A 25,992-nucleotide genomic window follows, 5' to 3' on the forward strand; every position below is an offset into this window, starting at 1 on the left:
GCAATGATTTTAGCGATAAAAATTTGTAGGTCTTGTCTGTCAACGCCCCGGGCTGCGGTATCGTTGTGTCAGGGCTTCGCGGGCCTACGCGGGGCTCGCAAACCTTCCGAAACTCTCAAGGAAACGGCCAAATGAAAAAACTCCTCGCTGTCCTGATCGCCGGTCTGTTCACCGCCGGCGCTTTCGCCCAAGCTCCGGCCCAGGCCCCCGCCACGACGTCCGCTCCCATGGCCGCCGACACCGCTGCGCCCGCTCCCACGGCCCAGGCCAAGAAGGCCGGCAAGGGTGCCAAGCACAAGACCGCCCACAAGAAGAGCAAGAAGCACAAGGCTGCCGCCTGAGGTTTGCCGCCTCCCGTGCAACGGGATGACCGCCCTGGCGCCGTCCCCGCTCCGAAGCCCGCTTTACGCGGGCTTTGCTTTTGGCTGATAGGCTTTGGAACAGCCCTTTCCCGATGGATGCCCCACCCGCCATGAACCACGCTCTTTTGTCCGGCCCGACGCCCCGCCCCCTTCGCCGCTTGGCGGCTTCGCTGGCCCTCGCCGCTGCCTGCCTCGGCACGGCACAGGCCCAGGAAGGGCCGCAACTCGACCTGCAGCGGGTGGACCTGGCCGCCGGCATGCACCGTATCGACGCGCAACTGGCGGTGACGCCTCAGGAGCGCGAAACCGGACTCATGCACCGCAAGGACATGCCCTCCAACGAAGGCATGCTGTTCGTGTTCTCGGTACCGGCCGTGCAGTGCTTCTGGATGAAGAACACCCTGCTGCCACTCACCGCCGCCTTCGTCGCTGACGACGGCACCATCGTCAACCTGGCCGACATGAAGCCGCAGACGCTGGACTCCCACTGCTCCGACAAGCCCGTGCGCTTCGTGCTCGAGATGAACCAGGGATGGTTCGCCAAGCGCGGCATCAAGCCGGGCTCGAAGCTGGCCGGCGCTCCGTTCGCCAGGCGCTGACGCCCCGGCCCCTGAAAACGGACAAAAAAACGGCCCATCAAGGGCCGTTTTTTCATGGAACCCGGCAGGCCGGGCCGCGGCATCAGCCCGCGAAGTTGCTTTCCGCGAACTTCCAGTTCACCAGCTTGTCGAGGAAGGTCTCGACGAACTTCGGGCGCAGGTTGCGGTAGTCGATGTAGTAGGCGTGTTCCCAGACGTCCACGGTCAGCAGCGCCTTGTCGGCGGTGGTCAGGGGCGTGCCGGCGGCGCCCGTGTTCACGATGTCCACGCTGCCGTCGGCCTTCTTTACCAGCCAGGTCCAGCCGGAGCCGAAGTTGCCCACGGCGCTCTTCACGAAGGCTTCCTTGAACGCGGCATAGCTGCCCCACTTCGCCTTGATGGCATCGGCCAGCGCGCCGGAAGGCTCGCCGCCGCCGTTGGGGGCCATGCAGTTCCAGAAGAAGGTGTGGTTCCAGATCTGGGCTGCGTTGTTGTAGATGCCGCCGCTGGACTTCTTGATGATCTCCTCGAGGGGCATGTTCTCGAATTCGGTGCCCTTCTGGAGGTTGTTGAGGTTCACCACGTAGGCGTTGTGGTGCTTGCCATGGTGGTACTCCAGGGTTTCCTGGCTGTAGTGCGGAGCCAGGGCGTCGATGGCGTAAGGCAGCGGTGGCAGGGTATGTTCCATGTGCGGTCCTCGTGGGTGGTTGGTGATTCTTGCGTGTGCAGCGCCGCAATGTGACATGCAGCGCAACAGGCGGGCATTGTAGGAAGTTAATCGCGCCCCGCGGTGTAGGCGACGGCCCAGAATGCCGGGCTCACAGCAGGCGCGGAGCGGACACCGTCAGATCGATCTCGCCATCCGATACGGCGGCGCGCACGGCGTCCCCGGTACGTACCTGGGCGGTGCGGGTCACGGGCAGGCCTTCGCTGTCGGTGAGCAGCGCGTAGCCGCGCTGGAGCACCAGGCGCGGATCGAGCAGCTCCAGCCGCAATGCCGCATGGTCCAGCCGCTGCGCCTGCCGGGCCACGCCCTGCGCCACGGCCTTGGGGAGGCGATCCGCCAGGCCATCCTGCCGCTGGGCGCACCGCCGGGCCGTCCAGGCCGCGCCATGGCGCAGTTGCTGCGCGAGGCGCGCGAGGCGCAGTTCCTGGCGCGCCACCAGCCCGGAAGGCCGCCCCAGCCGCTGCGCCGCCATGTCCAGCCGCTGGTGGCGCCCGTCGATCTGGCGCTGCAGGCTGTCCGACAGGCGGCCGGCCAGCGCGTCCATGCCCGCGAGCCAGGTGGCCTGGGGCTGCGCGACCAGTTCCGCCGCGGCCGTGGGGGTCGGTGCCCGCAGGTCCGCGCAGAAATCGGCGATGGTGAAGTCGGTCTCGTGGCCCACGCCTGAGACCACCGGCACCGGGCTCTTCGCCAGCGTGCGGGCGACCTGCTCGTCATTGAAGGCCCACAGGTCCTCGATGGAGCCGCCCCCGCGCACCAGCAGGATCACCTCCACCGGCGGATGCCCTGCACCATCGCCGGAGGGTTCGGCCATGCGGTAGAGCGCGTGCAGGGCGGCGCAGATCGAGGCCGGCGCGGCCGCCCCCTGCACCAGGGCCGGGGCCAGTACCACGGGCAGGTGCGGAACACGCCGCCGCAGGGCGGTCACCACGTCGTGCAGTGCCGCGGCGCCCGGCGAGGTGACCAGGCCGATCGAGCGGGGCATGACCGGGAGGCCACGCTTGCGGGCGGAATCGAACAGGCCTTCGGATTCCAGCCGGGCCTTGAGCCGCAGGAACTGCTCGAACAGCGCCCCCTGCCCTGCGCGCTGCAGGCTCTCGACGATGAGCTGCAGGTCGCCGCGGGCTTCATAGACCGCCAGCCGCCCCCGCAGCTCGACCATTTCCCCGTCCCGCGGGGTGCCGTCGAGCAGCATGGCTGCCCGTCGGAACATGGCGCAGCGGATCTGCCCCTGGCCGTCCTTTATGGAGAAGTAGCAATGCCCGCTGGACGCGCGCGAGAAGCCCGTGATCTCCCCGCGCACCGCGACAGGGTTGAACCGCGCCTCCAGAGCATCAGCAACGGCGCGGCACAGCGCCCCGACGTCCCAGATTCGCGGCGCCGATGCTGGGTCCGGACGTTCAAACATCGGCGCCGCCAGGGTTTGCGGGGAACAGGGCACTCCCAATAGTCCACAAGCCGCACGGAGCAGCGGATGGGCTGGGCGGGTGGCCCGGATGCGCGCGCAAGCCACGAGATGCCGTGCAACCTGTTGATTTACAACGTTTTTTTGCTGCGCAATTTTTCATCAATCTGTCAAAGTGTCGATTTGGCGCCATGTAGCAGGTGTTACACACCCGGTTGCCCACAAAGTTATCCACAGAAAATGTGGGTGGCTGTGAAAAACGGCGCCGATGCGGCCGGTGAGCCCGGCCGGTGCCTGCGCCGCCGCCGGACCGCCATGGCACTGGGCCATAATCGCGGACTGCTTCCATCTGCGCGGAGAGAGAATTGCTGTCGATCATACAAGCCGCAGGCTGGCCGATCTGGCCCCTCATAGCCTGCTCCATCCTGGCGCTGGCACTGGTGGTGGAGCGCTTCGTCGCCCTGAAAACCGCCAAGGTCGCCCCCCCGAAGCTGCTGGACGAGGCCATCTCCGTTTCCTCCCGCGGGCTGCCCACGCCCGACGTGGTGAACCAGCTGTCGCAGAACTCCGCCCTGGGCGAAGTGCTGGCCAGCGGGCTGCGCACGCTCAACAGCCATCCCCAGAGCAGCGAGGCGGACGTCCGGGCCGCCATGGAAGGCACGGGCCGTGCCATCGCCCAGCGGCTCGAGAAATACCTCAACGCCCTCGCCACCATCGCCTCGGCCGCTCCCCTGCTGGGCCTGCTCGGCACGGTGATCGGCATGATCGAGATCTTCGGCTCGCAGGGGTCGTCCGCCACGGGCCAGGGCAACCCGGCCCAACTGGCGCACGGGATCTCCATCGCGCTCTACAACACGGCCTTCGGCCTGATCGTCGCCATCCCGACGCTGATCTTCTGGCGGTATTTCCGCAGCCGCGTGGACGCCTACCTGCTCACGCTGGAGCTCGCCTCTGAGCAGTTCGTCCGCCACCTGCTGCGCCTGCGCAAGTGAGCGGCGCGATGAATTTCCGCCCCCGCCCGAAGGAAGCGCCGGAGATCAACCTGATCCCCTTCATCGACGTGCTGCTCGTGATCCTCATCTTCCTGATGCTCTCGACCACATACAGCAAGTTCACCGAACTGCAGCTCACGCTCCCGGTGGCGGACGCCGAGCAGCAGCGCGACCATCCCAAGGAAGTGATCGTCGCGGTGGCCGCCGACGGGCGCTACGCCGTCAACAAGGCCGCCGTGGAAGGCAAGGGCGTGGAAGCGATCGCCCAGGCCCTCGGGGCCGCCGCGCAGGCCGGGCGCGACAGCGTGGTGATCATCAGCGCCGACGCCAACGCTCCACATCAGGCCGTGATTTCCGTGATGGAAGCCGCGCGCCGCGTGGGCCTGTCGCAGATCACCTTCGCCACGCAATCGTCCGCCAGCGCGGGCCGCTGACCCGCATGGCGCAGCCACGCCGCCGCGGGCTGCCGGTGCCGGACGCGACGCCGGGGATCCAGCGGGCCTGGCGCCACCGCGGCGCGGTCGCCTGGCTGCTGTCGCCCGTCTCCCTGCTCTACGGCGCCCTGGCCGGCATGCGCCGGTTGCTGTATGAGCGGGGCGTCCTGCGGGCAGAGCGCATGCCTGTTCCCGTGGTCGTGGTGGGCAACGTGGTGGCCGGCGGCGCCGGCAAGACACCCGTGACCCAGGCTGTCGTGCACGCGCTGCGGCAGCGCGGCTGGCATCCGGGCGTGGTCTCCCGTGGTTACGGGCGCAGCACTTCCGACTGCCGTGAGGTGCGGGCGGACAGCAGCGCCTCCGAGTCCGGCGACGAACCCCTGCTGCTCGCGCGCTCCACCGGCGTGCCGGTGTTCGTCGCGCCGCGCCGTGCACAGGCAGCCCGCGCCCTGCTGGAACGGCATCCGGAGACCGACGTACTCGTCTGCGACGACGGCCTGCAGCACTGGGCGCTGGCGCGGGATGTGGAACTGTGCGTGTTCAGCGAGGAAGGCGTCGGCAATGGCTGGCTGCTGCCCGCGGGCCCGCTGCGCGAGCGCTGGCCGCGGCCCGTGGATGCCGTGCTGCATGCCGGAGCTGTGCCCGAGGGCGCCGAGCGCGCGCCCATGGGGGTTTTCGCCCTGCACAGATCGCTTGCCGCCCATGCTGTGGACGCCTCCGGACGCGCCACGCCACTGTCGCACCTGCGCGGCGTGCCGGTACACGCCGTGGCGGCGATCGCCCGGCCCGCCGCCTTCTTCGCCATGCTGCGCGCCCAAGGATTGGTCCTGCAGGAGGCCACCGCCCTGCCCGACCATGCCGACTTCTCGGGTTGGCATCCGGACACGCCGCCCGGCGTGCCGCTGGTCTGCACCGAGAAAGACGCGGCGAAGCTCTGGCGCACGCACCCGCAGGCGCTGGCGGTGCCGCTGGTGGTGGACATCGCGCCGGCCTTCTTCGACCGGCTGCACGCACGGCTGCAGGCGCTGCGCCAGCCCTCGCTATGATCGGGCTCCATTTTCCGAACCTATCCGCTACGCCATGGATCCCAAACTGCTCGAACTGCTGGTCTGCCCGGTCACCAAGGGTCCGCTGACCTACGACCGCGAGCGCGACGAACTGGTGTCGCGCAGCGCACGGCTCGCCTACCCGGTGCGCGACGGCATTCCGGTGCTCCTGGAGACCGAGGCCCGCACGCTGACCGACGCGGAGCTGGAGGCGTGAGCGGCCCGGCCGCATCCGCTGGCTTCACCGTCCTGATTCCCGCCCGGCTGGCATCGACCCGCCTGCCCGACAAGCCGCTGGCGGACATCGGCGGCGTCCCGATGGTCGTGCGGGTGGCGCGGCAGGCCGCCCGCAGCGCGGCCGCCCGCGTGGTCGTGGCAGCCGACCATCCCCGCATCCTGGAGGCCTGCGCGGCGCATGGCGTGCAGGCCGTCGCGACGCGCGCGGACCATCCCAGCGGCAGCGACCGGCTGGCCGAGGCCTGCGTGCAGCTCGGGCTGGCCGACGATGATGTGGTGGTGAACGTGCAGGGGGACGAGCCGCTGATCGCACCGGCCCTCATCGATGCGGTCGCGGCCCTGCTGCCGGCCCGCCCCGAAGCGGACATGGGCACGGCCGCGCATGCCATCCATTCGGTGGAGGACTTCGCCAACCCCAACGTGGTGAAAGTGGTGCTCGACGCCCGCGGCCTCGCGCACTATTTCAGCCGGGCACCGATTCCGCACGCGCGTGGCCATGCGGACACGGCCTGGTGGCGAGGCGGGCACGCAGGCGTGCCTGCAGGTTGCGCGCCGCTGCGCCACATCGGCATCTACAGCTACCGGGCAGCGTTCGTGCGGGCGTTTTCCGCCCTGGCGCCGGCCCCCACGGAAGCCCTGGAAGCGCTGGAGCAGTTGCGTGCACTGTGGCACGGGCACCGCATCGCCGTGCATGTGGCGGACACCGCACCGGGGCCGGGCGTGGACACGCCGGAAGACCTCGAACGGGTGCGTTCGCTGTTGGGCTGAAAGCGCGGGCCCGGTGCCGTCACGATGGTGTCGCGGCTGTCAGGCAGACGGAAGGACCCGCATGCTATCCTTGCCCGCGATTGAAGCGCCAACCCGGGCCTACGGCAAGCCCGGGCTTCCGGCGCTGGCTGATTTCAACACTTAGAGGACCTCCATGAGACTGATTCTTTTGGGCGCGCCCGGCGCCGGGAAGGGCACGCAAGCCGCGTTCATCTGCCAGAAATACGGCATTCCGCAGATCTCCACCGGCGACATGCTGCGCGCTGCCGTGAAGGCCGGCACGCCGCTGGGACAGCAGGCCAAGGCCGTCATGGATGCCGGCAAGCTGGTGAGCGACGACCTCATCATCAATCTCGTGAAGGACCGCATCGCCCAGCCGGACTGTGCCAAGGGCTTCCTGTTCGACGGCTTTCCGCGCACCATTCCGCAGGCCGATGCCATGAAGGCCGCAGGCGTCAAGCTCGACTACGTGCTGGAGATCGACGTGCCGTTCGATGCCATCATCGAGCGCATGAGCGGCCGCCGCTCGCACCCGGCCAGCGGCCGCACCTACCACGTGAAGTTCAATCCGCCCAAGGTGGAAGGCAAGGACGACGTCACCGGCGAGGACCTGATCCAGCGCGAGGACGACAAGGAAGACACGGTGAAGAAGCGCCTGGAGGTGTACAGCGCGCAGACGCGCCCGCTTGTGGAGTACTACTCCACCTGGGCGAAGAACGACCCGGCCAATGCGCCCAAGTACCGCGCCATCAGCGGCACCGGCACGGTGGAGGAAATCACCCAGCGCGCGCTGGCCGCCCTGGCGGACTGAGTTCCTGGCGCAGGGCCGGCACCCGGCCGGCCCGTGACCGACGCCGCCCCCGGGCGGCGTTTTCGTTTCCGGATCGAATCGCTGGCGTCTTATGCCTGGAGCTTCGCCAGCCGCTCCAGCAGCAACTCCACCCGCGCCTTCACCACGCTCAGCCCCTGCGTGGCAGGCAGTGTGTCGCCCGGACGGGGCAGCAACTGGCCCAGGGGGCACCGCGTGGCCACCCTGACGGCCACGCCGGCGGCCTGCGCCCGCTCCAGGGCTGCCTGCAGCTGGTGGTGCAGCGTGCCGTTGCCGGTAGCGGCCACGGCCAGGCCGTGCACTCCGTCGGCCACCAGCAGATCCACCATGCGTCCGCTCGCGCCCGCATGCGACACCACGACCTCGACGCGCGGCCACTCCGCTCCGTTGCGCAGCGCCTCCAGCGCGGCGCGAGCCTCGGCCGATGATTCCGATGATTCCGCCGTGGGCCAGCCGGCGGCGAGCCGCACGCGGCCCTCTTCCACCCAGCCCAGGGGCCCCGCTTCGCCGGACGCGAAGGCGTTCAGCCGGTAAGGATGTACCTTCTGCACCCGCTGCGCCCCGTGCAATTCACCGGCGGCCACGGCCACCACCCCGCGCACACCCGGCGTGGCGGCCACGGCGACGGCGTCGAGCAGGTTCTGCGGGCCATCGGGCGCCAGTGCGGTGGCAGGGCGCATCGCCGAGACAAGCACCACGGGCTTGTCCCGCGCGCCCGCGAGCATGCGGTGGAGAAACCATGCGGTTTCTTCGAGGGTATCGGTGCCGTGCGTGACCACCACGGCGCGCACGCCGGGATCCGCCAATGCGGCCTCGCAGCGCAGGGCCAGGGCTCGCCATACGGCGCCGTCCATGTCCTTGCTGTCGATCTGCGCGACCTGCTCCGCTTCCAGCCGCGCGCCGCCGGCAGCGCGCGCCAGGCCGGGCACCGCTGCCAGCAACTGGTCGATGCCGACCTGCGCGGCGGTGTAGCCGATGTTGTCTTCCGCGCTCCCCGCCGTGCCGGCGATGGTTCCACCGGTGCCCAGCACCAGGATTTTTCCTGCAAACACTTGCATTGCCTTTGAAAACTGTTTAAAAATACAGTGACTGGATCGATCCACAGGTGATTCGATCCACCCAGCGCCCGTCCGGCGCGATCTTCCTTCACTGGAGTGCCCCGCATGCTCGACAGCCCCAAGCTCACCGCCCGCCAGCAGCAGATCCTGGATCTCATCCAGACCGCCATTGCACGCACCGGCGCGCCCCCCACCCGGGCGGAAATCGCCGCGGAGTTCGGCTTCAAGTCCGCCAACGCGGCCGAAGAACACCTGCAGGCACTGGCACGCAAGGGCGTCATCGAGCTGGTGAGCGGCACGTCGCGCGGCATCCGGCTGCGCGGCGAGGCCGTGCGGTCCATCAATGCGGCCCGCGGCACCCAGTTCCACCTGCCCATTCCCGGCATCTCGCAGCTCATGCTGCCGCTCATCGGCCGCGTCGCTGCAGGCTCACCGATTCTCGCCGAGGAACACGTGGACCAGACCTACAGCGTGGAAGGCAGCCTCTTCCAGCACAAGCCCGACTACCTGCTCAAGGTCCGGGGCATGTCCATGCGCGATGCCGGCATCATGGATGGCGACCTGCTCGCCGTGCAGTCCACGCGCGAGGCGCGCAATGGCCAGATCATCGTCGCCCGCCTGGGTGACGAAGTCACCGTCAAGCGGCTGCGGCGCACCGCGGGTGCCATCGAGCTGCTGCCCGAGAACCCCGACTATCCCATCATCACCGTGCAGCCCGGCGAATCGTTCGAGATCGAAGGGCTGGCCGTGGGCCTCATCCGCAACACCATGCTGATGTAGCCGGCTGCGGGCCGCCCGGCGCATGGCGCCGGAGCATGGTTCGCGCCCTGGTTCCCCGTTTGGCGTTGCCCAGGTGGCGGGCGTCTGGCTTTCCGCTTCGCGTGGATGGTCAACCCTGCGGCATCGCCCTGCCTGTCTAAAGCCAATCCTGCCAGTGTTCAACCCATTCTGACCGCTGGAGTTTTTCCATGGCAAAGGCTTTGCTCGATCTCACCACCCTCTCGTCCTGCCTGCAGCCGCTGCACGGCCTCGTCCGCTGGCTGCGGGGTACCTCCTCGGGGAATTTATCTGGCCGATCCGCCGCATGGTCGCGATGGCCGGACTGCCCGGCGCACAGTCGCGGGGCGTCCGACACGTCCACCGCCAGCCACCGCCCATCCGACGGCCCGCCTGTCGCCACGGCCCATGGCAGAGCAGAGGCCAGCACTGCAACATCCATGGCACTGCCCGCGGATTCCTCGACCGCGGTGCTGGCGGCCACCATGGAGCGCCCCGCGCGCTCCCCGGCCGGCAGCCAGCGCACCTGCGCGGCGCGGGCGCCAGGCGCCGTGCGCGTGGTGCAGCGCCGGCAGGCAGGTACGCCGGAGCGATTCGTGATCTCCGGCCGGATGGCCGATGTGCGGGCAGAACTGGAGCGCTGGGCCGCTGCAGAAGCCGTGCTGCAATGACCTGCAACGGCTGCCCCCGGCCGTGGTCCGCCGCCTGCGGCCTCAGCTGTTGATCTGCGCCCAGAGTTTGTCCAGGCGCTTCACGCTCACGGGCTGCGGCGTGCGAAGCTCCTGTGCGAAGAAGCTCACCCGCAGTTCCTCCAGCAACCAGCGGAATTCCTGCATGCGCGCATCCACCTGCCCCTTGCGCTCGGCCACGAGCCGCCAGTAGCGCTGCTCCTGGGGGCGCAGTTCCGCGAGCCGCGTGGCGTCGCGTGCAGCATCGGCTCGCACCTTGTCCAGGCGCAGGGTGATGGCCTTCAGATAGCGCGGGAAGTGCGCGAGCTGCGACCAGGGCGCCACCGCCAGGAAGTTCTTCGGCATGAGCCGTTGCAGTTGCTGCTGCGCATCCTGCGTGGCCTCGGGCGCGCCTTTCGTGTCCTTGATCTTGCGTGCCGCCGCAGCGTATTCGAGCAGGATCGCACCGGCCAGGCGCGCGACTTCATTGGCAATCAGCGTGAGCCGGCCGCGGCCCTCCTGCACGCGGCGCTGGAAGTCGGCCTCGGTCGTGGGCAGGGGATCGACCAGGAAGGCGCGGTCCAGCGCCACATCGATGACCTGTGCGCGCAGCTCTTCCTGCGTACCCAGCGGCATGTAGGCGACCGCCATCTTTTGCAGGTCCGGAATGTTCTTTTCCAGGTACTTGAGCGCGTCCTTGATCTGCAGCGCGAACAGGCGGCGCAGGCCCGCGCGGTGGCGCGCCGCGGCCACGCCGGGTTCGTCGAACACTTCGATGGTCACGGCATCGCCGCCATCGATGAGTGCCGGGAAGCCGATCAGCGTCTGTCCGCCCTTGCGGATCTCCATGAGTTCGGGCAGCTCGCCGAAGGTCCAGGCCGTGTAGCGCTGGCCCGCCGGCACGGCTGCCGGGGCGGGAGCGGCCGCCGGACCGCCGCTGGGCGGTTTGCCGGCGGCGGAAGCCGCACGGCTGTCCGCAGGCCTGCCCTGCGCGCCACCCTTGCCGGGTCGCGCAGCCGGGGCCGTTTCCGCAGGCGACGCGTCGCCCCCGGTCTCCGGCGCGGAACCTGCGAGCTTGAGCCCCGCCAAAGCCTGGAACGCGCCCCGGGCCTTGGCCCCCCATTCGGCCTTGAGCGCACCCAGGTTGCGCCCCTGGCCGAGCTGCCGGCCGTCTTCGTGGACCACGCGAAAGTTCATGAACAGGTGCGGACTGAGCATGTCGAGCTTGAAGTCGGCCCGCTTCACGTCCAGCGAGGTCTCGTCACGCACCTGCTTGAGCAGCACGTCCACCAGGCTGCCCTGCCCGAAGCGCTCGGGCGTGCCGAGCAGTTCGGCCAGGCGCGCGGCATTGTCCGGCAGGGGCACGAAACGGCTGCGCGGGCGCTGCGGCAGGCTCTTGAGCAGCGCCTGGATCTTGTCCTTGAGCATACCCGGCACCAGCCATTCGCAGCGCTCTTCGCTGACCTGGTTGAGCACGAAGAGCGGCACCGTGACGGTGACGCCGTCACGCGGGTCGCCGGGCTCGTGCAGGTAGGTGGCCGCGCAATCCACCCCGCCCAGCCGGACCATGCGCGGGAAGGCGCTGGTGGTGATGCCGGCAGCCTCGTGGCGCATCAGTTCGTCGCGCGTGAGCTTGAGCAGGTCCGGTTTCGCGCGGCTGGCCTCGCGGTACCAGGATTCGAAATCGGCGCCAGTGCAGATGTCGGCAGGCACCTGCTGGTCGTAGAAGGCGTAGATGAGCTCCTCGTCCACCAGCACGTCCTGCCGGCGCGACTTGTGCTCCAGTTCCTCCACCTTGGCGATCAGCTTGCGGTTGGCCGGCAGGAACGGCAGGCGCCGCTCCCAGTCCTGGGGCCACTGGTCGCCGACCAGCGCTTCGCGCAGGAAGATTTCGCGCGCAGTGCGCGGGTCCACCTTGCCGAAGTTCACGCGCCGGTTGTTGTAGATGACGATGCCATAGAGGGTGGCGCGCTCCAGCGCCGTCACCTGCGCTGACTTGCGTTCCCAGTGCGGGTCCAGCATCTGCTTCTTGAGCAGGTGGCCGCCCATTTCCTCGATCCACTGCGGCTCGATGGCCGCGATGCCGCGCCCGAACAGGCGCGTGGTCTCGACCAGTTCCGCCGCCACGATCCAGCGCCCGGGCTTCTTCGACAGGTGCGCCCCGGGATGCTTGTAGAACTTGATGCCGCGCGCGCCAAGGTACCAGTCCTCTTCCTCGCTCTTCACGCCGATGTTGCCGAGCAGTCCGGCGAGCATGGACCGGTGGATCTGTTCGTAGCTGGCCGGCTGGATGTTCAGGCGCCAGCGGTGCTCGGTGACCACCGTGAGCAATTGCGTGTGGATGTCGCGCCACTCGCGCAGCCGCCGCACGCTGATGAAGTTCTGGCGCAGCAGCGATTCGTATTGCCGGTTGCTGAGTTTGTGGGTAGGCGTGGGGACCGGCACGGACGCCGCAGCGGCCGTTGCGGGTGCGGCCGCGTCGGCACTGCCGCGCGCCTGGCGCTGCGCCACCGGCAGCACGGCCTGCGAGGGCGCGCCCTTGCGCGCGGCATCGCGCTGCGCCCGAGCGGACGGCAGGCTCGGCGCGCCGCCACGGGCTTCGTTGATCCACTTCCAGAGCTTGAGGTAGCCGCTGAATTCGCTCTTCTCGTCGTCGAATTTGGCGTGCGCCTGGTCGGCCTGCTGCTGGGCCTCGAGCGGCCGGTCGCGCACGTCCTGCACCGACAGGGCCGAGGCGATCACCAGCACCTCATCCAGCGCCTGGCGGTCGCGCGCCTCCAGGATCATGCGGCCGACGCGCGGATCGAGCGGCAGGCGCGAGAGCTCCACGCCCATGGGTGTGAGTTCGTTGGCATCGTCCACCGCGCCCAGTTCGGCCAGCAGCTGGTAGCCGTCTGCGATGGCCCGGCCCGAGGGGGCCTCGATGAACGGGAACTGCGCCACATCCCCCAGGTGCAGCGACTTCATGCGCAGGATCACGCCCGCCAGCGAGGAGCGCAAGATTTCCGGGTCGGTGAAGCGCGGCCGGCCGTTGAAGTCGGGTTCGTCGTAGAGCCGGATGCAGATGCCGTTGGCGATCCGGCCGCAACGGCCCGCCCGCTGGTTGGCCGCCGCCTGGCTCACGGGCTCGATCAGCAACTGCTCGACCTTGCTGCGGAAGCTGTAGCGCTTCACGCGCGCGGTGCCGGCGTCGATCACGTAGCGGATGCCCGGCACCGTGAGCGAGGTTTCGGCCACGTTGGTGGCCAGCACGATGCGGCGGCCGGTGTGGCCTTCGAAGATCCGATCCTGCTCGGCCTGCGAGAGGCGCGCGAACAGCGGCAGCACCTCGGCGCCGCGCATAACCGGCTGGTGGGCCAGGTGCTTGCGCAGGTGGTCGGCAGCTTCGCGGATCTCGCGCTCGCCGGGCAGGAAGACAAGGATGTCGCCCGCCGCGTTGCCGGCCCAGAGTTCGTCCACGCCATCGGCGATGGCTTCGTTCAGGCCATAGTCGCGGCTGTCCTCGAAGGGCCGGTACCGCTGCTCCACAGGGAACGTGCGGCCGGACACGTAGATGACGGGTGCGGGCCCCTTGGCCGACTCGAAATGCTTCGCGAACCGCTCTGCATCGATGGTGGCCGAGGTGACCACGATCTTCAGGTCGGGCCGGCGCGGCAGGATCTGGCGCAGGTAGCCGAGCAGGAAGTCGATGTTCAGGCTGCGTTCGTGCGCCTCGTCGATGATGATGGTGTCGTAGGCGGTCAGCAGCGGGTCGGTCTGCGTTTCCGCCAGCAGGATGCCGTCCGTCATCAGTTTGACGGAGGCATCGCGCGACAGGCGGTCCTGGAAGCGCACCTTGTAGCCCACGACGTCGCCCAGCGGCGTCTGCAGCTCTTCGGCGATGCGCTTGGCGACGCTGCTCGCCGCGATCCGCCGCGGCTGCGTGTGGCCGATCAGGCGGCCCTTCTCACCCGGTTTGGCATTGCATTTGCCGCGGCCGAGCGCCAGCGCGATCTTGGGCAGCTGCGTGGTCTTGCCCGAGCCGGTCTCGCCGCAGACGATGATGACCTGGTGCGCCTGCATGGCGGCCATGATCTCTTCGCGCTTGCCCGATACCGGCAGGCCGGGCGGGAAGTCGATGCGCAGCGGTGCTGCCTGGGCCTCACGGCGTGGCGGTGCGGACGGGGCGGGCTGGGGGGTGGGGGATTTCGGGGGCGCGGAACCTGTCATAGAGACCCGCATTATCCGAACGATCCGTTGGCGTGGTGCAACGCAGGCCATCCCGCAGCCTTGCGCGCACGCGGCGGTACCGGGGAAAATCCGCCGCGTCGCCTGCGCCGGCCTGCCCTGGCCCGCCTTCGACCTGCATCCGCCCCATTTCGCCGCGGCAACGAGCAACCTTGCCGCGGCACCCCACAGGACAGGAGCTTTCCCCCATGACCCTTTCGTTCCACCGCATCGACTGACCACGGTTCCCCACGCCCCGGCTGGACCGTGTGTTCCGTTTCACACACCGTCCGGCACGAGGCCGCGCTGCCCTCCCATGGAGTGGCAGGCACGCGAAGCCCCGGCCGTCCAGCCGGGGCTTTTTCGTTGTGAGGAACCGCACGCATGAGTGCACAGAAACGCTCCCGCGCCTACGAGGCGGGCCGGGTGAAGGCATTGCGCCGCATGAAGCAGCCGATCGCGCTGCATGTCGAGGCCAGCGCGCCGCCCCGCAACCCCGTAGCGCGCGCCCTGGCGGCACGCAGCCTGGGCGGCGGCGGAGGACGCCACATCCGCAGCCAGGGCGCACAGCGCCGCGCCGACCGCATGGCACTGCAGCACGCGCTGCGCAGCGGCTGGGACAGCTGAGGCCCCGCGCGCCGCCGCCAGGCCTTTGCCGGGCGGCGGCGCCACACCGATTCCGTGGACAATGGCAGCACCGGGACGCCCACCGGTCCCATGCCGCGCCGCGATGCCCGTCCCCCTCTCCCCCGATCTCTCCACGTCTTCATCCGCATTCCCGATGCCGGCCCAGGCCGACCGGCGGCGCCATGTCGCCGTGATCGGCGCAGGCATCGTGGGCACGGCATGCGCGATCGAGATCCTGCGCACCGGCCGCTCCGTGACGCTGCTCGATCCCCATGCGCCCGGCGGGCCGGAAGCGACGAGCTACGGCAACGCCGGCTGGCTGTCGTCCCATTCCATCCTCCCACCGTCCGGCCCGGGCATGTGGAAGCAGTTGCCGGGCTATCTGCTGGATCCGCAGGGTCCGCTCACCGTGCGCTGGGGCTACCTGCCCCGCGCCCTGCCCTGGCTCTGGCGCTTCCTGCGTTCCGGTCGCACGCCGGCCCGGGTGGCCCGCACCGCGCATGCGCTGCGCCAGCTGCTGCGGGACGCGCCAGCGCTGCACGCGCGGCTGGCGGGCGAAGCCGGCGTGCCGCACCTGGTCGCGCAGCGGGGCCTGCTGCATGTCTATCGCTCGCGCGCGGACTTCGAGGCCGACGCGCTCGGATGGCGCCTGCGCGGCGAGGAAGGCATCGCCTTCAGGACGCTGGAAGCCGGCGAATTGCGCTCGCAGGAGCCCGAGCTGATGCCGGGCTACGGCTTCGGCGTGCGCGTCGATGAGGCGGGCCATTGCGCGAACCCGGGCGCCTATCTGGGGGCACTGGCCGCGCATGCCCAGTCCCTGGGTGCGCGCCGCGTCGCCGCACGCGCCATCGGCCTGCGCATCGTGTCGGGCCGCCTGGCCGCCGTCCGGACCGACGCGGGCGACATACCGTGCGATGCTGCGGTGATCGCCGCCGGCGCCTACTCCCGCCCCCTGGCCCGCGACGCGGGTGACCGGGTGTGGCTCGACACCGAACGCGGATACCACGCGATGCTGGACCTGCGCGCCCGGCCGGGCGAAGCGCCGCCTCCCGGACCGCGCACCTCCACGATGGTGATGGACCGCAAGCTCATCGTCCACCAGATGGAGCACGGCCTGCGCGTGGCGGGCCAGGTGGAGATCGCCGGCCTGCAGGCAGCGCCGGACTGGCGCCGCGCGCACATCCTGCTGGAGCACCTGTTCACGCTCTACCCCGCCCTGCCGCGCCCTGCGCTGGAAAGCAGTGCCCGGTTCTGGCTGGGCCGGCGCCCGAGCACCAGCGACGGCCTGCCCTGCATCGGCCCCGCGACGGGTTGCGCGGACGTAATCCACGCCTACGGGCACGGCCATGTCGGGCTGGGTTCTTCGGCACGCACGGGCCGCGTGGTGGCGCAGCTGCTGGACGGCTGCCCGCCAGAGATCGACATCGTGCCTTTCAGCCCGGGGCGCTGGCGACGATAATCCGGCGCGCACCGCACGGCGCCCGCCTCCCCGACAACCACCGCCTGCCCGACCACGCAGGCTTCCGGCCCCGCCTCTTCATCTTCCCGCCATGTCCGCTGTCTTCAATTTCACCTTCGTGCCCTGGTTCCGGTCGGTGGCGCCCTACATCCACAAGTTCCGCCACCAGACCTTCGTGATCGCGCTCACGGGCGAAGCAATCGCGGCCGGCAAGCTGCAGGCGATCGCGCAGGACCTGGCGATGATCCAGGCCATGGGGGTGAAGATCGTGCTGGTGCACGGCTTCCGCCCGCAGGTGAACGAGCAGCTCGCGGCCAAGGGGCATGCGGCGCGGTATTCGCACGGCATCCGCATCACGGATTCGGTGGCGCTGGACTGCGCGCAGGAAGCGGCCGGGCAACTGCGCTACGAGATCGAAGCCGCATTCAGCCAGGGGCTGCCCAACACCCCCATGGCGGGCTCCACGGTGCGCGTGATATCGGGCAACTTCATCACCGCACGCCCCGTGGGCATCGTGGACGGCGTGGACTTCAAGCATTCGGGGCTGGTGCGCAAGGTGGACGTGGCGGGCATCCGCCGGTCGCTGGAGATGGATGCGCTGGTGCTGATCTCGCCGTTCGGCTTTTCGCCCACCGGCGAGGCCTTCAACCTCACGATGGAGGAAGTGGCGACGTCCGTCTCCATCGCGCTCAAGGCGGACAAGCTCGTGTTCGTCTGCGAGGTGCCGGGCATCCGCACCGACCCCGAGCAGCCCGAAAGCGAGGACAACCCGATCGACACCGAACTGCCGCTGGCCCAGGCACGGCAGATGCTGGCCCGCGTCCCCCCGGGCCAGAAGCCGACGGACACGGCGTTCTACCTGCAGCACTGCGTGAAGGCCTGCCAGAACGGCGTGGAGCGCAGCCACATCATCCCGTTCGCGGTAGACGGCGCGCTGCTGCTGGAAATCTACGTGCACGACGGCATCGGCACCATGGTGGTGGACGAAAAGCTCGAGGAACTGCGCGAGGCCACTCCGGACGACGTGGGCGGCATCCTGCAGCTCATCGAGCCGTTCGAGAAGGACGGCACGCTGGTCAAGCGCGACCGTACCGAGATAGAACGCGATGTCGCCAACTACACCATCATCGAGCACGACGGCGTGATCTTCGGCTGTGCCGCGCTCTACCCGTACCCGGAAGCCGGCACGGCCGAGATGGCCGCCGTCACGGTGTCGCCGCAGAGCCAGGGCACGGGCGACGGGGAAAAGCTGCTCAAGCGCATCGAACAGCGCGCCCGTGCCATGGGCCTGAAAAGCCTGTTCGTGCTCACCACCCGCACGATGCACTGGTTCATCAAGCGTGGCTTCCAGCCGGTGGACCCGGAGTGGCTGCCTGAGGCCCGCAAGAAGAAATACAACTGGGACCGTCGCAGCCAGGTGCTGGTGAAAACGCTCTGAAGTCTTCCTGGGGGACGGTCAGCCCTTGGCTGCAGGGGCTGTGCCCTCCAGGGCCCAGCGTGCGGCCAGCGCGCCGACCCGGGCGAGCGCAGCATCGCGCTGCTCCGCAGGCGCCGGGCTGCCCGTCAGGTAGCAACTCACCATCACCGCACCGCGGTCCGGCGGCCAGAACAGGCCGATGTCGTTGCTGGTGCCGCGCGGGCCGGTGCCGGTTTTTTCGCCGATGCGCCAGCCCTCCGGCATGCCGGCCCGCAGCCGACGGTCGCCGGTGCGGTTGCCCACGAGCCAGGCGAGCATCTGCGCTCTCGCCGCGGAGGACAGCGCCTCCCCCTGGGTGACGGCCCACACGGTGCGGGCCATGGCACGGGGCGTCGTGGTGTCGCGCACCTCCCCGGGCGGCACATCGTTGAGCGCGGGCTCCATGCGGTCCAGCCGGGTCTGGGAGTCGCCCAGCGAGCGCAGCCAGGCCGTGAGCCCGAGCGGCCCGCCCTGCGTGCCCAGCAGCAGGTTGGCGGCCGTATTGTCGCTGAGCGTGACGGCTGCCTCGCACAGTTGCTCCACGGTCATGCCATCGCCGCCCACGTGGCGCTCCGTAGCGGGCGAATACTCCATCAGGTCGGATTTACCGTAGGTGATGCGGCGGTCCAGCCGTTCCTGCCCCTGGTCCACGCGCCGCAGCACATGGGCCGCCAGCACCAGCTTGAAGGTGCTGCACAGGGGAAACCGCTCATCGCCCCTGTGTGCGCGCTGGCGCCCGGTGGCCATGTCGAGCAGCGCCACGCCCAGGCGGCCCCCGACCGACGCCTCGATCTCCTGCACCGCGCGGGCGAGCGCATCCGACCCGGAACCCATGGATTTCTTGCCCCCGGCCCATGCATCCGGCACCCACGGCGCAGCCGCCCCACACACCGCCGCCACCATCCACGTCCTTCTCAGCATTGCCATTTCATCACTCCGTCATTGAACAATGGCCGCAACGATATCGGCCTGCACGGCCGGTGACCATCGACAATAATTGGCGTCTTCCCCCAGAAAAACTTCACCCTCGCGCCCATGCATCTGCCGCTCAATGCCCTGCGGGCTTTCGAAGTCTCGGCGCGGCACCTGAATCTCACCCGCGCGGCGGAAGAGCTGCACGTGACGCAGACCGCGGTCAGCCAGCACATCCGCAATCTCGAAGAGCGCCTGGGCAAGCCGCTGTTCCGCAGATTGCCCCGCGGGCTGGCACTCACCGATGAAGGGCTGGCGCTGTTGCCGGCGCTGGCGGACGCGTTCGGTCGCATCGAGCGCGCACTGGCGCAGTGCAGCGACACGCGCCCGCGCGAGGTGCTCACCGTGGGCGCCGTGGGCACCTTCGCCGTGGGATGGCTGCTGCCGCGGCTGCAGGCGTTCCAGCAGCAGTGTCCGTTCGTGGACCTGCGCCTGCTGACCAACAACAACCGGGTGGACCTTGCGGGCGAAGGGCTGGACTGCGCGATCCGCTTCGGCGACGGCGCCTGGCACGGCACGGAGTCGGACCGCCTGCTGGAAGCGCCCCTCTCGCCCATGTGCTCGCCCGCGCTCGCCGCTCGGCTGCGCGCGCCGGCCGACCTCGCGCGGGAGCCGCTGCTGCGCTCGTACCGCGCCGATGAATGGGCCGCCTGGTTCGGTGCAGCGGGCGTGGCATGCCCGGTGGTACGGGGTACGGTATTCGACTCGTCCCTGGCCCTGGCCGAAGCGGCGGCCCAGGGCGCGGGCGCGGCCCTGCTGCCCGCGCGCCTGTTCGAGCGCGAGTTGCGCCAGGGCCGGCTGGTGCGGCCGTTCCACCACGAGATCGCGCTCGGGGCCTACTGGCTCACGCGCCTGCGGTCGCGCGCCGCGTCGCCCGCGCTCACGGCTTTCCGGGAATGGCTGCTGCAGGCCTGCGCCGTGGGCGGAGCACCCGTGGAGCCGTCGGCGTCTCCAGCCATGGTGCCGTAGCCCCGGCTTATCATCCCCGCCCCATGCCCCAGATCCTGACCGCCGCCCTCTACCACTTCGCGACGCTTCCCGACTGCGAGGCGCTGCGCGGGCCCCTGCAGGCCGAATGCGAGCGCCATGGCGTGCGCGGCCTGCTGCTGCTGGCCCCGGAGGGGGTGAACGGCACCATTGCCGGTACCGCGGAGGGAGTGCAGGCGGTGCTGGCCATGCTCCGCGCCCAGCCGCCGCTGGCCGCCCTGCGGCACAAGGAAGCCTGGGGCGACCGCATGCCTTTCTACCGCATGCGCGTGCGCGTCAAGCGCGAGATCGTCACCCTGGGCGTTCCCGGCGTGGATGCGGCCCGCGATGCCGGCACCTACGTGAAGCCCGGGGACTGGAACGCGCTCATCGATGACCCCGAGGTGGTGGTGATCGACGTGCGCAACGGCTACGAGAGCGCCATCGGCAGCTTCGCGCGTGCGGTGCGGCCCGACACCCGGAGCTTTACCGAATTTCCCGCCTGGGTCGAGGCGCAGACCGCGCCCGGCGGCCTGCTGGCAGGCAAGCCGCGCGTGGCGATGTTCTGCACCGGCGGCATCCGCTGCGAGAAATCCACGGCGCTGCTGCGCATGCAGGGTTTCGGCGAGGTCTATCACCTCGAAGGCGGCATCCTGCAGTACCTGGAAGACATGCCCGCCGAAGGCAGCCGCTGGGAAGGCGACTGCTTCGTGTTCGATGAGCGGGTCTCCGTGTCCCATGGCCTCGTGCCCGGAACGCACCGGCACCTGTGCCGGTCCTGCCGCATGCCGCTCGGCCCGCAGGACCTGGCCTCGCCCGACTACCTGCCGGGCGTGCGGTGCCCGCACTGCCGCGGCACGCGGGCCGCCGGGGAAGAACGTGCGCTGGCCGAGCGGGAGCGGCAGATGGCCCTGGCGCGGCAGCGTGGTACGGAGCACCTGGGCGCCCGCCTGCCCACGCCGTCCCGTGCCGGCCCGGTCGCAGGCTCCGCTGCGCAAGACCATGGTCCGGGGCCCGCGCAAGCCGACGCATCCCTGCCGGTGCTCTACAGCTTCCGCCGGTGCCCATACGCCATCCGGGCGCGCATGGCGATTGCCGCCAGCGGGCAGCGCTGCGAATGGCGGGAAGTGGTGCTGCGCGACAAACCGGCCGCGATGCTGGCCGCTTCGCCCAAAGGCACGGTGCCCGTCCTGGTGCTGCCCGGCGGCCGGGTACTGGAGCAGAGCCTGGACATCATGCGGTGGGCCCTGGCGCACCATGATCCTGCGGGCTGGCTGCAGGCGGGCGAGCCGGACGACGTGGAAGCACTGATCGCCGCCTGCGACGGCGCGTTCAAGCAGGCGCTGGACCGGTGCAAGTATCCGGAACGCCATCCGGAGGTGCCGCCCGAAGCGGCGCAGTCGCAGGCCCGGGCATGGCTCGAAGGCCTGGAGGACAGGCTGGGGCGCAGTGCATTCCTGTGCGGAAGCCGCGCTGCGCTGGCTGATGTCGCGCTCATGCCCTTCGTGCGCCAGTACGCGGCCATCGACCGCACGGCCTGGCAATCCCTGCCCTGGCCCCGCCTGCAGGCGTGGCTGGCGGCGTGGGAAAGCGGAGTGCTCTTCGAAGAGGTGATGCACAAGGCCCCGGCATGGCGCGAAGGGCAGGATGTGCAGTACTTTCCACCCGGACAGGCCCGCGACAGCGCCGCTTGAAGGCTGCCGACCGCGCCCGGCAGGACGCTGCCAGTGCTCGGGCCGCGGGATCCGGCAGCCCGGAGAGCCCGGAGAGGCTCAGGCTGCGGAAAAACCGCCGCGGCTGCGACGCGGGGCGCGGACCAGCATTACCAGAAGCACCAGGGCCATCAGGACGAAGCACACGAAGGACCAGTTGGCGATGCTGCCTCCCAGGAAGGTCCAGTCGATGGCGGCGCAATCACCGGAGCCGCGGAAGATCATCGGAATGGCGCGGCTGATCGGAAAGTTCTCGATCATTCCGTAGAAGTCGCGGCCGCAGGTGGCGATCTCGGGCGGATACCACTGCAGCCAGCTCTGGCGCGCCGCCACGAAGGCGCCGAATCCGGACATCAGCAGCGCCAGCACACCCCAGGTCATCCACCAGCCACGGCCGCCGCGCAGGCTGCCCAGGCCCGTGAACACCGCCACGCCGATGAGCGCGTAGCGCTGCACGATGCACATGGGGCACGGCTCGAGGCCGACCACGTGCTGCAGGTACATGCCGAAGGCGAGCATCGCGATGCAGGCCGCGGAGATGAGGGCCAGCACGCGGCGCGGTGCGGCATCCAACCAGTTCGAAACCATGGAATCCTTGTCCTTGAAAACCCGGGCGTCGCAGGCGGCATCCGGCAAGGATGCAGCGTGTCAGATGCCCGCGGCGTGGTCCAGAAAAACGCGGGCGCGGCGCGGCGTCACCACCAGCGTTTCACCCTCCCTGAAGCCCGCCTCCCGGAACTGCTGCGCCGGTATCTGCGCTTCGATCAGGGCGTCGGGCTCCGCATTGTCCGCTGATTTGTGATCGGTATCCGGGATAAGTTCCAGGCGCGCGATCGGGCCGACCACGATGGCACGGGACAGCTGCGCCACGATGCCGCGGGGGCGGCCGTCAGCGCCCACGCCCTGCCCTGGCGAATAGCGCTCCACGTCCAGGTCATGGGGGCGCACGTAAGCGAAGGCGGCGGCATTCTGGGCGGAGGCGTGCTCGGGCGAATCGATGGCCATGCCCTCCACATGCACCAGGCCCTCGTGCGCGCGGCCGTGGAACAGGTTCACGTCGCCCAGGAAGCCGTAGACGAAGGGGCTCGCCGGCTGGTCCCAGACTTCCTGGGGAGAGCCGCTCTGCTCGATACGCCCCTGGTTGATGACCACCACGCGGTCGGCCACTTCCAGCGCTTCTTCCTGGTCGTGGGTGACGAAGATCGAGGTCACATGCAGTTCGTCATGCAGCCGGCGCAGCCAGCGGCGCAGTTCCTTGCGCACCTTGGCATCCAGCGCGCCGAAGGGTTCGTCCAGCAGCAGCACCTTGGGCTCCACGGCGAGCGCGCGCGCCAGGGCGATGCGCTGGCGCTGCCCGCCGGACAGCTGCGAGGGATGGCGGTCGGCCAGCCAGTCGAGCTGCACGAGCTTGAGCAGGTCCATCACCTTCTGGCGGATCTGCGCCTCGGACGGACGCTCGGAGCGCGGCTTCACGCGCAGGCCGAACGCCACGTTCTCGAACACCGTCATGTGCCGGAACAGCGCATAGTGCTGGAACACGAAGCCCACGCCCCGGTCGCGCACGTGCACGTCGGTGGTGTCTTCCCCCGAGAAGTGGATGCTGCCCGTGTCGGGCGTCTCCAGCCCCGCGATGATGCGCAGCAGCGTGGTCTTGCCGCAGCCGGACGGCCCGAGCAGCGCGATGAGTTCGCCGGACTGGATGTCCAGGCTCACGTCCCGCAGGGCCTGGAAGTCGCCGAACTGCTTGCTGATGTTGCGGATTTCGATGCTCATGTGTGTCTCCGGTCCTGGATCAGCGGGTCGTCGTGGCGGAAGCGGCAGGTGCGCCCCGCGCCATGGACGCGGCGGCAGGGGTGGGGGTGGGCCGCTCGGGCGGAAGCTGCGCGGCGGCCTTGCGCTCCTGCTCGCTGCGCCACTCGGCGAAGGTCTTGATCACCAGGGTGACCAGGGCGAGCAGCGCCAGCAGCGAGGCCGCAGCGAACGCCGCGACGGACTGGTACTCGTTGTAGAGGATCTCGACGTGCAGCGGGATGGTGTTGGTCTGCCCGCGGATATGCCCCGAGACCACCGACACGGCGCCGAATTCGCCCATGGCGCGCGCATTGCACAGGATCACGCCGTACAACAGCCCCCACTTGATGTTGGGCAGCGTCACGTGCCAGAAGGTCTGCCAGCCGCTCGCGCCCAGCACGATCGCGGCCTGCTCCTCGTCGCTGCCCTGCGCCTGCATCAGGGGAATGAGTTCACGCGCGATGAAGGGGAACGTGACGAACACGGTCGCCAGCACGATGCCCGGCACGGCGAAGATGATCTTGATGTCGTGAGCGGCGAGCCACGGGCCCAGCCAGCCGTTGGCGCCGAACATGAGCACATAGACCAGGCCGGCGACCACCGGCGAGACGGAGAACGGCAGGTCCACCAGCGTGGTGAGGAAGGCCTTGCCACGGAACTCGTACTTGGCGATGGCCCAGGCAGCCGCCACGCCGAAGACGAGGTTGAGCGGCACCGCGATGGCGGCCGTGATGAGCGTCAGGCGGATGGCGGACCAGGCATCGGGCTCGCGCAGCGCATCCAGGTAGGCGCCGACACCCTTGCGCAACGCCTCGGTGAACACGGCCGCGAGCGGCAGCACGAGGAACAGCAGCAGGAAGGCCAGCGCGATACCGATCAGTGTCCAGCGGACCCAGGGGGCTTCGGTGGTGCCGGCCTGGGCTCGGCGGACGATGCGTGTCGAATTCATGTGCTCTTGCGCTGCCAGGCCTGCAGCGCGTTGATGATGAAAAGCAGCGCGAAGGAAATGACCAGCATCACCACGGCCACGGCCGTGGCGCCTGCGTAGTCGTACTGCTCCAGCTTGCCGATGATGATGAGGGGCGTGATTTCGGACACCATGGGCATGTTGCCGGCGATGAAGATCACCGAGCCGTATTCCCCCACCGCACGCGCGAAGGCCATGGCAAAGCCGGTCAGCAGCGCGGGCGTGATGGAAGGCAGGATGACCTTGGTGAAGATCTGCCACCGGGTCGCGCCCAGGCTGGTGGCGGCTTCCTCGAGTTCCTTCTCGGCGTCCTCCAGCACGGGCTGCACGGTGCGGACCACGAAAGGCAGGCCGATGAAGATCAGGGCGATGACCACGCCCGCGGGCTTGAACGCGAGCTGGATGCCCAGGGGCTCCAGGTACTGCCCCACCCAGCCGTTGCCGGCCAACAGCGCAGTGAGCGAGATGCCCGCCACGGCCGTCGGCAACGCGAATGGCAGATCGACCAGCGCATCGACGATCTTCTTGCCGGGAAAGCGGTAGCGCACCAGCACCCAGGCGATCAGCAGGCCGAACACGAGATTCACCAGCGCCGCCAGGAAGGACGCGCCGAACGTGAGCCGGTACGACGCCAGCACCCGCGGCGCGCTGATCGCCGTCCAGAACTGCTCCCAGGTCAGCGTGAAGGTCTTGAAGACCAGCGCCGACAGCGGGATGAGCACGATGATGCTCAGGTAGAAGAGCGTGTAGCCCAGCGTGAGTCCGAAGCCGGGCAGCACGCGGCGGGCACCGCCACTCCGGGCACGGCCGGACGCAGGCGCCCGGGCGCCCGGGGAAGGAATGGCCGCGCCCATGGATCAGCGGCCGCCGGGGGTGTAGAGCTTGTCGAACTGGCCGCCGTCGTTGAAGTGCACCTTCTGCGCTTCACCCAGCGAGCCGAAGTACTTGGCGACGGTGAACTGCCTGACCGGCTTGAAGACATCGGCGTGCTTCTTGAGCACGGCTTCCGAGCGGGGACGCAGGGCATGCTGGGCGGCAATTTCCTGGCCCTCGTCGGAATACAGGTAGTCCAGGTAGGCCTTGGCGAGGTCGCCCGTGCCCTTCCTGGCCACGGTACGCTCCACCACGGCGACGGGGTTCTCGGCCACCACGCTCACCGAGGGATAGACGGCATCGACCTTGCCCTTGCCGAATTCGCGCTCGATGGACAGCACCTCGGATTCGAACGTGATGAGCACGTCGCCCGTGTTGCGCTGCAGGAAGATGCTGGTCGCATCGCGCCCGCCCTTGCCCAGCACCGGCACGTTCTTGTAGAGCTTGCCCACGAACTCCGCTGCCTGCGCATCGGTGCCGCCATTCTCGCGCACGGCGCCCCAGGCGGCCAGGTAGGCATAGCGGCCGTTGCCGCCCGTCTTGGGGTTCACCACGACCACCTGTACGCCCGGCTTGACCAGGTCGTCCCAGTCCTTGATGTTCTTCGGGTTGCCCTTGCGCACCAGGAACAGCATGGTGGAGGTGGTGGGCGATGCGTCGTTGGGGAATTTCTTCGCCCAGTCCTTCGCCACCACGCCGTTGGCCGCGAGGAAGTCGATGTCGGTGGTGGTGTTGAACGTGACCACGTCGGCGGCGAGGCCATCGTTCACCGCACGGGCCTGCGCACTGGAGCCGCCATGGGCCTGGTCGATGCGCACGTCCTTGCCGGTGGTCTTCTTGTAATGGGTGACGAAGGCCTGGTTGTAGTCCTTGTAGAACTCGCGGGCGACGTCATAGGAAACATTGAGCAGCGTGGCCGTCTGCGCGGACGCCACGCCGGCCGTGGCGGCAAGGGCCAGTGCGGCCAGCAGGGTCTTGAGTCTCGTCCGGGAATTCATGTGTGCGTCGCCCAGGTTGTCTGTGAATGCAACCCATTGTGAACGCCCCTGCTTCCAACTCAAAAGAATAGATTCTTGTTAATTAAT

The 25,992-nt window shown here is 69.3% G+C and carries 25 protein-coding genes; 15 read left to right on the forward strand and 10 right to left on the reverse strand.

Translation table 11 applies throughout. From position 1 onward, the window contains the following. The first annotated feature begins 131 nt into the window (after window positions 1–131). Window positions 132–341, forward strand: coding sequence for a hypothetical protein (locus tag ACAV_RS13055; protein ID WP_013595050.1), 210 nt, complete (start codon window positions 132–134; stop codon window positions 339–341). A 131-nt stretch (window positions 342–472) separates the two neighbouring features. Then, window positions 473–961: a DUF192 domain-containing protein gene (locus tag ACAV_RS13060; protein ID WP_013595051.1), complete on the forward strand. Its 489-nt coding sequence runs from the start codon at window positions 473–475 to the stop codon at window positions 959–961. 82 nt (window positions 962–1,043) lie between these two features. Here the strand turns inward: ACAV_RS13060 and ACAV_RS13065 are convergent, their stop codons facing one another. Together ACAV_RS13065 and xseA are read right to left on the reverse strand one after the other, a co-directional pair. Beyond that, window positions 1,044–1,628, reverse strand: a complete 585-nt coding sequence (locus tag ACAV_RS13065) for a superoxide dismutase (RefSeq protein ID WP_013595052.1) — start codon at window positions 1,626–1,628, stop codon at window positions 1,044–1,046. A 130-nt stretch (window positions 1,629–1,758) separates the two neighbouring features. After that, on the reverse strand, window positions 1,759–3,072 hold the full coding sequence (gene xseA, locus ACAV_RS13070; RefSeq protein WP_013595053.1) for an exodeoxyribonuclease VII large subunit: 1,314 nt from the start codon (window positions 3,070–3,072) through the stop codon (window positions 1,759–1,761). Window positions 3,073–3,434: 362 nt separating this feature from the next. Between xseA and ACAV_RS13075 the strand changes: the two genes are divergently transcribed. The 6 genes from ACAV_RS13075 (at window position 3,435) to adk (ending at window position 7,357) form a co-directional block, all read left to right on the forward strand. Further along, window positions 3,435–4,061 carry a MotA/TolQ/ExbB proton channel family protein gene (locus tag ACAV_RS13075; RefSeq protein ID WP_013595054.1) on the forward strand — a complete coding sequence of 209 codons (627 nt, stop codon included), beginning with the start codon at window positions 3,435–3,437 and terminating at the stop codon, window positions 4,059–4,061. Window positions 4,062–4,069: 8 nt separating this feature from the next. Continuing rightward, window positions 4,070–4,495: an ExbD/TolR family protein gene (locus tag ACAV_RS13080; RefSeq protein ID WP_013595055.1), complete on the forward strand. Its 426-nt coding sequence runs from the start codon at window positions 4,070–4,072 to the stop codon at window positions 4,493–4,495. 5 nt (window positions 4,496–4,500) lie between these two features. Then, entirely contained in the window at window positions 4,501–5,541 is a 1,041-nt protein-coding gene (gene lpxK, locus ACAV_RS13085; protein WP_013595056.1) for a tetraacyldisaccharide 4'-kinase, read from the forward strand. A 34-nt stretch (window positions 5,542–5,575) separates the two neighbouring features. Then, window positions 5,576–5,758, forward strand: a complete 183-nt coding sequence (locus tag ACAV_RS13090) for a Trm112 family protein (protein WP_013595057.1) — start codon at window positions 5,576–5,578, stop codon at window positions 5,756–5,758. Beyond that, the gene (gene kdsB, locus ACAV_RS13095; protein WP_013595058.1) at window positions 5,755–6,546 is read left to right on the forward strand and encodes a 3-deoxy-manno-octulosonate cytidylyltransferase; all 792 of its coding nucleotides are present in this window, start codon (window positions 5,755–5,757) and stop codon (window positions 6,544–6,546) included. Before ACAV_RS13090 ends, kdsB begins: the two co-directional genes overlap by 4 nt. 154 nt (window positions 6,547–6,700) lie before the next feature. Further along, on the forward strand, window positions 6,701–7,357 hold the full coding sequence (adk, locus tag ACAV_RS13100) for an adenylate kinase (RefSeq protein WP_013595059.1): 657 nt from the start codon (window positions 6,701–6,703) through the stop codon (window positions 7,355–7,357). 89 nt (window positions 7,358–7,446) lie between these two features. Here the strand turns inward: adk and ACAV_RS13105 are convergent, their stop codons facing one another. Continuing rightward, window positions 7,447–8,433, reverse strand: a complete 987-nt coding sequence (locus ACAV_RS13105) for an asparaginase (RefSeq protein ID WP_013595060.1) — start codon at window positions 8,431–8,433, stop codon at window positions 7,447–7,449. Window positions 8,434–8,538: 105 nt separating this feature from the next. On the opposite strand from ACAV_RS13105, the gene lexA reads away from it, so the two are divergent. After that, window positions 8,539–9,213 carry a transcriptional repressor LexA gene (gene lexA / locus ACAV_RS13110; RefSeq protein WP_011795657.1) on the forward strand — a complete coding sequence of 225 codons (675 nt, stop codon included), beginning with the start codon at window positions 8,539–8,541 and terminating at the stop codon, window positions 9,211–9,213. Window positions 9,214–9,650: 437 nt separating this feature from the next. Further along, the gene (locus ACAV_RS13115) at window positions 9,651–9,881 is read left to right on the forward strand and encodes a hypothetical protein (protein ID WP_013595061.1); all 231 of its coding nucleotides are present in this window, start codon (window positions 9,651–9,653) and stop codon (window positions 9,879–9,881) included. Between the two features lie 42 nt (window positions 9,882–9,923). Here ACAV_RS13115 and hrpA read toward each other — a convergent pair whose 3' ends face one another. Continuing rightward, window positions 9,924–14,087 carry an ATP-dependent RNA helicase HrpA gene (gene hrpA, locus ACAV_RS13120; RefSeq protein WP_041828764.1) on the reverse strand — a complete coding sequence of 1,388 codons (4,164 nt, stop codon included), beginning with the start codon at window positions 14,085–14,087 and terminating at the stop codon, window positions 9,924–9,926. Window positions 14,088–14,468: 381 nt separating this feature from the next. Between hrpA and ACAV_RS13125 the strand changes: the two genes are divergently transcribed. The 3 genes from ACAV_RS13125 (at window position 14,469) to argA (ending at window position 17,608) form a co-directional block, all read left to right on the forward strand. Then, window positions 14,469–14,711 (forward strand): hypothetical protein, encoded by a 243-nt coding sequence (locus ACAV_RS13125; RefSeq protein ID WP_013595063.1) that lies wholly within the window; start codon window positions 14,469–14,471, stop codon window positions 14,709–14,711. Window positions 14,712–14,865: 154 nt separating this feature from the next. Next, on the forward strand, window positions 14,866–16,170 hold the full coding sequence (locus tag ACAV_RS13130; RefSeq protein ID WP_013595064.1) for an NAD(P)/FAD-dependent oxidoreductase: 1,305 nt from the start codon (window positions 14,866–14,868) through the stop codon (window positions 16,168–16,170). 91 nt (window positions 16,171–16,261) lie between these two features. Further along, the gene (argA, locus tag ACAV_RS13135; protein WP_013595065.1) at window positions 16,262–17,608 is read left to right on the forward strand and encodes an amino-acid N-acetyltransferase; all 1,347 of its coding nucleotides are present in this window, start codon (window positions 16,262–16,264) and stop codon (window positions 17,606–17,608) included. Between the two features lie 18 nt (window positions 17,609–17,626). Here argA and bla read toward each other — a convergent pair whose 3' ends face one another. Continuing rightward, entirely contained in the window at window positions 17,627–18,547 is a 921-nt protein-coding gene (gene bla / locus ACAV_RS13140; RefSeq protein WP_041828765.1) for a class A beta-lactamase, read from the reverse strand. A 114-nt stretch (window positions 18,548–18,661) separates the two neighbouring features. Here bla and ACAV_RS13145 point away from each other — a divergent pair, with 114 nt between their 5' ends. Together ACAV_RS13145 and trhO are read left to right on the forward strand one after the other, a co-directional pair. Beyond that, window positions 18,662–19,567: a LysR family transcriptional regulator gene (locus ACAV_RS13145; protein WP_013595067.1), complete on the forward strand. Its 906-nt coding sequence runs from the start codon at window positions 18,662–18,664 to the stop codon at window positions 19,565–19,567. Window positions 19,568–19,590: 23 nt separating this feature from the next. Further along, window positions 19,591–21,258, forward strand: coding sequence for an oxygen-dependent tRNA uridine(34) hydroxylase TrhO (gene trhO, locus ACAV_RS25235; RefSeq protein WP_013595068.1), 1,668 nt, complete (start codon window positions 19,591–19,593; stop codon window positions 21,256–21,258). Window positions 21,259–21,336: 78 nt separating this feature from the next. Here the strand turns inward: trhO and ACAV_RS13155 are convergent, their stop codons facing one another. The 5 genes from ACAV_RS13155 to ACAV_RS13175 are packed head-to-tail and all read right to left on the reverse strand — an operon-like array spanning window position 21,337 to window position 25,905. Beyond that, the gene (locus ACAV_RS13155) at window positions 21,337–21,864 is read right to left on the reverse strand and encodes a disulfide bond formation protein B (protein WP_013595069.1); all 528 of its coding nucleotides are present in this window, start codon (window positions 21,862–21,864) and stop codon (window positions 21,337–21,339) included. Window positions 21,865–21,924: 60 nt separating this feature from the next. After that, window positions 21,925–23,049: a sulfate/molybdate ABC transporter ATP-binding protein gene (locus ACAV_RS13160; protein ID WP_013595070.1), complete on the reverse strand. Its 1,125-nt coding sequence runs from the start codon at window positions 23,047–23,049 to the stop codon at window positions 21,925–21,927. Window positions 23,050–23,068: 19 nt separating this feature from the next. Further along, window positions 23,069–24,016 carry a sulfate ABC transporter permease subunit CysW gene (cysW, locus tag ACAV_RS13165; protein ID WP_013595071.1) on the reverse strand — a complete coding sequence of 316 codons (948 nt, stop codon included), beginning with the start codon at window positions 24,014–24,016 and terminating at the stop codon, window positions 23,069–23,071. Continuing rightward, window positions 24,013–24,888 (reverse strand): sulfate ABC transporter permease subunit CysT, encoded by an 876-nt coding sequence (gene cysT / locus ACAV_RS13170; RefSeq protein ID WP_013595072.1) that lies wholly within the window; start codon window positions 24,886–24,888, stop codon window positions 24,013–24,015. The genes cysW and cysT overlap by 4 nt, the downstream gene beginning before the upstream one ends. A gap of 3 nt (window positions 24,889–24,891) precedes the next feature. Further along, on the reverse strand, window positions 24,892–25,905 hold the full coding sequence (locus tag ACAV_RS13175) for a sulfate ABC transporter substrate-binding protein (protein WP_013595073.1): 1,014 nt from the start codon (window positions 25,903–25,905) through the stop codon (window positions 24,892–24,894). Window positions 25,906–25,992 lie beyond the last annotated feature (87 nt).

The organism is Paracidovorax avenae ATCC 19860 (genome assembly GCF_000176855.2).
GTDB lineage: Bacteria > Pseudomonadota > Gammaproteobacteria > Burkholderiales > Burkholderiaceae_C > Paracidovorax > Paracidovorax avenae.

Excerpts from the sequence above, each read along its gene's own strand:
- ACAV_RS13055 (WP_013595050.1), top strand. The coding sequence starts at position 132 with ATGAAAAAACTCCTCGCTGTCCTGATCGCCGGTCTGTTCACCGCCGGC.
- ACAV_RS13060 (WP_013595051.1), top strand. The coding sequence starts at position 473 with ATGAACCACGCTCTTTTGTCCGGCCCGACGCCCCGCCCCCTTCGCCGC.
- ACAV_RS13065 (WP_013595052.1), bottom strand. The coding sequence starts at position 1,628 with ATGGAACATACCCTGCCACCGCTGCCTTACGCCATCGACGCCCTGGCT.
- xseA (WP_013595053.1), bottom strand. The coding sequence starts at position 3,072 with ATGTTTGAACGTCCGGACCCAGCATCGGCGCCGCGAATCTGGGACGTC.
- ACAV_RS13080 (WP_013595055.1), top strand. The coding sequence starts at position 4,070 with ATGAATTTCCGCCCCCGCCCGAAGGAAGCGCCGGAGATCAACCTGATC.
- lpxK (WP_013595056.1), top strand. The coding sequence starts at position 4,501 with ATGGCGCAGCCACGCCGCCGCGGGCTGCCGGTGCCGGACGCGACGCCG.
- ACAV_RS13090 (WP_013595057.1), top strand. The coding sequence starts at position 5,576 with ATGGATCCCAAACTGCTCGAACTGCTGGTCTGCCCGGTCACCAAGGGT.
- adk (WP_013595059.1), top strand. The coding sequence starts at position 6,701 with ATGAGACTGATTCTTTTGGGCGCGCCCGGCGCCGGGAAGGGCACGCAA.
- ACAV_RS13105 (WP_013595060.1), bottom strand. The coding sequence starts at position 8,433 with ATGCAAGTGTTTGCAGGAAAAATCCTGGTGCTGGGCACCGGTGGAACC.
- lexA (WP_011795657.1), top strand. The coding sequence starts at position 8,539 with ATGCTCGACAGCCCCAAGCTCACCGCCCGCCAGCAGCAGATCCTGGAT.
- ACAV_RS13115 (WP_013595061.1), top strand. The coding sequence starts at position 9,651 with ATGGCACTGCCCGCGGATTCCTCGACCGCGGTGCTGGCGGCCACCATG.
- hrpA (WP_041828764.1), bottom strand. The coding sequence starts at position 14,087 with ATGACAGGTTCCGCGCCCCCGAAATCCCCCACCCCCCAGCCCGCCCCG.
- ACAV_RS13125 (WP_013595063.1), top strand. The coding sequence starts at position 14,469 with ATGAGTGCACAGAAACGCTCCCGCGCCTACGAGGCGGGCCGGGTGAAG.
- ACAV_RS13130 (WP_013595064.1), top strand. The coding sequence starts at position 14,866 with ATGCCGGCCCAGGCCGACCGGCGGCGCCATGTCGCCGTGATCGGCGCA.
- argA (WP_013595065.1), top strand. The coding sequence starts at position 16,262 with ATGTCCGCTGTCTTCAATTTCACCTTCGTGCCCTGGTTCCGGTCGGTG.
- bla (WP_041828765.1), bottom strand. The coding sequence starts at position 18,547 with ATGCTGAGAAGGACGTGGATGGTGGCGGCGGTGTGTGGGGCGGCTGCG.
- ACAV_RS13145 (WP_013595067.1), top strand. The coding sequence starts at position 18,662 with ATGCATCTGCCGCTCAATGCCCTGCGGGCTTTCGAAGTCTCGGCGCGG.
- trhO (WP_013595068.1), top strand. The coding sequence starts at position 19,591 with ATGCCCCAGATCCTGACCGCCGCCCTCTACCACTTCGCGACGCTTCCC.
- ACAV_RS13155 (WP_013595069.1), bottom strand. The coding sequence starts at position 21,864 with ATGGTTTCGAACTGGTTGGATGCCGCACCGCGCCGCGTGCTGGCCCTC.
- ACAV_RS13160 (WP_013595070.1), bottom strand. The coding sequence starts at position 23,049 with ATGAGCATCGAAATCCGCAACATCAGCAAGCAGTTCGGCGACTTCCAG.
- cysW (WP_013595071.1), bottom strand. The coding sequence starts at position 24,016 with ATGAATTCGACACGCATCGTCCGCCGAGCCCAGGCCGGCACCACCGAA.
- cysT (WP_013595072.1), bottom strand. The coding sequence starts at position 24,888 with ATGGGCGCGGCCATTCCTTCCCCGGGCGCCCGGGCGCCTGCGTCCGGC.
- ACAV_RS13175 (WP_013595073.1), bottom strand. The coding sequence starts at position 25,905 with ATGAATTCCCGGACGAGACTCAAGACCCTGCTGGCCGCACTGGCCCTT.